Annotated in this window: 2 protein-coding genes and 1 pseudogene; 2 read left to right on the top strand and 1 reads right to left on the bottom strand. The window is 73.5% G+C overall.

Annotation, left to right across the window (positions count from 1 at the left end; all coding sequences use genetic code 11):
- Positions 1-237 precede the first annotated feature (237 nt).
- Both miaA and ACLEQD_RS40905 read left to right on the top strand, forming a co-directional pair.
- Positions 238-1,119: a tRNA (adenosine(37)-N6)-dimethylallyltransferase MiaA gene (miaA, locus tag ACLEQD_RS40910; protein WP_410391340.1), complete on the top strand. Its 882-nt coding sequence runs from the start codon at positions 238-240 to the stop codon at positions 1,117-1,119.
- Between the two features lie 175 nt (positions 1,120-1,294).
- A complete protein-coding gene (locus ACLEQD_RS40905) occupies positions 1,295-1,888 on the top strand; it encodes an HdeD family acid-resistance protein (RefSeq protein WP_410391339.1) in 594 nt (197 codons plus the stop codon).
- 162 nt (positions 1,889-2,050) lie between these two features.
- On the opposite strand, the pseudogene ACLEQD_RS40900 reads toward ACLEQD_RS40905, so the two are convergent.
- Positions 2,051-2,667, bottom strand: a pseudogene (locus ACLEQD_RS40900) (two-component system response regulator); the annotation flags it as partial.

Below are 2,667 nucleotides of genomic sequence, written 5' to 3'. Positions count from 1 at the left end.
CCAACGCGATGCTGCCCGAGCCCACGCCAGCGGGCCGGGGTGCGCTGGTGGGCGCGGCGGGGCGCGTGCTGTCGTCCGTGGAGACCGCGCGGCTCGTGTTCTCGCGGGATGCCAGCGCGGCGGACGTGGTGCGGGCGCGGCTGACCGCGGCGGGACGGCGATAGCGCAGGGCTCGCGCTTGCCCCGCGTCTGCGTTACAGCGGGCGTGGGAGGCGGATGACGGTGGCTGAGACGCGGGTGCCTTTGACGGTGATCGCTGGGCCCACGGCGTCGGGGAAGACGGCGCTGGCCATCGCCTGGGCTCGCGCCGCGGGCGGGGAGATCGTCAGCGCGGACTCGCAGCAGGTGTACCGCGGCTTCGACATCGGCACCGCCAAGCCTTCCGCCGAGGAGCTGGCCGCCGTGCCGCACCACCTGGTCTCCTGCGTGGATCCGCTGGCGGCCTTCTCCGCCGCTGAATTCCAGCGCCGCGCCGACGCGGCCATCGCGGACATCGCCTCCCGGGGCCGGCCGGTGTTCGTCGTCGGCGGCACCGGACTGTACCTGCGCGTCCTCCTGCACGGCGTGGTGGACGCACCCGGTGCCCTGCCTTCGCTGCGCGCGGAGCTGGAGGCGCTCGCGGCGGAGCAGGGGAGGGAGGCCGTGCACCGCCGGCTGGCCGAGGTGGATCCGGAGACCGCGGCGAAGCTGCCCACGCAGGACCTGGTGCGCGTCGTCCGCGCGCTGGAGATCCATGCGCAGACGGGCGTCCCCGCTTCGGAGTTCCGCCGCGCGCATGCCTTCGCGCCGGACCGCCATCCCTTCCAGTTGTACGTGCTCGACCCTCCGCGCGAGGCCCTCTACGCGGCCATCAACGCGCGCACGGAGGCGCTGTTCGCGCGCGGCCTCGTGGAGGAGACGCGGGCCCTGCTGGAGCAGGGCTACGCGGACGCGGCCCCCATGCGCAGCGTCGGCTACGTGCAGGCCCGCGCCGTGGTGGAGGGCCGGATGACGCGCGAAGAGGCCATCGCCGACACCGCGCAGGAAACCCGGCGCTACGCCAAGCGGCAACTCACCTGGTTCCGCAAGGAGCCCGGCGCGGTGTTCCTCCCGCCTCCGTACGCCCGCCCCACCCCGTGATCGGGGTGGGCCACCCCGGCCCCTGCTCGCCGCTCCGCTGCATTCGCCGGGGGCCTGGATTGTTCGCACCCGGCGCCGCTCCCATCTTCCACGAGGAAACGCTTCCCCCACGTCCACTCCCGGACCGACAGGCGGCCGAGGGCCCGAGGCGGGCAGCCATCACCGTGGAGATGCCATGCGAACGAACGTCGAACGCGCGCCGGACACCCGGCCGGACCGTGCTTCCCGGGGGGCCTCGGCGATGTGGGGCGCCCCCTTCCTCCTGGGCCTGCTGACAGCGATCGCGGGTGTCGTGCTGCTGGGCGCCACCTTCTTCACCAGCATGGTCACCGTCTTCTTCGTGGGCATGATGCTGGTGATTGGCGGCGTCCTGGAGATCGCCGCCGCCGTCCGCTCCCGCGGCGAAGGCCGGGGCTCCTTCTGGTCCTTCATGCTCGGGGGCGTGCTCACCACCGTCGTCGGCATCCTCACGGTCATGTACCCGGCCGCGGGGCTCGCCTCGCTGACGCTGCTGATCGCCGGCTACTTCTTCGCCAGCGGCCTCTTCCACGTCATCACCTCCGTCATGGACCGCTACTTCCAGTGGGGATGGGACCTGGCCTACGGCCTCATCTCCCTGGTCCTGGGTATCAGCGTCATGGCCCGGTGGCCCGCGTCCTCCGTGTGGCTCGTGGGCACCCTCGTGGGGCTCGCCGTCTTCTTCCGGGGCATCTCCATGATGTCCGGCTCGCTCATGCTGCGGCGGGGGCTGCGCCACGTGGAGGCTTGAGGGCCAAGCACGGTCCCGGTGTCTGTTCACTGCGAGTGAACAAAGGATATCAGCGGGTGAACCCCGGCCCCGGGAGTCCACGGGGCCGGGTGCGCCGGCCGGACGCGGAGTCCCCGAACGCCGCCCGCGCCCCGGTTCAACACCGCCGCGCGTGGGCAGGGGTCAGGAGGCGAAGCGGTCTTCGCCGAAGGACTCCACGGCGGCGGGCCGCGAGGCTTCACGCGGCGCGGCCAGCGGGTCCGGCACGCGGCCGGTGAGCTGGCAGAGGAGGCGGTCCGGGTTCACCGGCTTGGGCAGGAAGGCCTCCGCGCCCGCGTCGAGCGCGCGCTGCCGCACGTGCGGACGGTTGAGGCCGCTCATCACCAGCACGCGCGTGTCGCGGGTGAGCGGGTGCTGCTTGAGGCCTTCACACAGGCGCAGGCCGTCCACCCAGTGCAGCACCACGTCCAGGAGGATGGCGGTGGGCGGGCGGCGGGCCACGGCGCAGAACAGCGCCAGCTCGTCCGCGAAGGACACCACGCGCGCGGTGCTCCTCCAGCAGCAGCGAGCGCTCGCGCGTGTCCGCGTCGTCGTCCACCACGTAGTACAGGTCCGGCTCCACCTCCGGGACGAACGTCGGCACGGGCTCCATCGGCGTGCGCAGCCACGAGCCCAGCACCTCCCGCACGCCGGACCAGCGCGCCGAGGACAGCAGCCCCAGCGGGGTGGGGGCGCTCAGGCCCAGCACGCCGCCGCCGTACACGCCGCCCGTCGCGTTCGTCGCGGCGCGCGCGAAGCAC

The sequence above is a fragment of the Corallococcus sp. 4LFB genome, from assembly GCF_046520365.1.
In the GTDB taxonomy this organism is placed as follows: Bacteria; Myxococcota; Myxococcia; order Myxococcales; family Myxococcaceae; genus Corallococcus; species Corallococcus caeni.
This window is presented reverse-complemented; position numbering and strand designations above follow the sequence as displayed.

What these genes read in the sequence shown, in the direction of transcription:
- ACLEQD_RS40905 (WP_410391339.1), top strand. Translation starts at nt 1,295, where the DNA reads ATGCGAACGAACGTCGAACGCGCGCCGGACACCCGGCCGGACCGTGCT.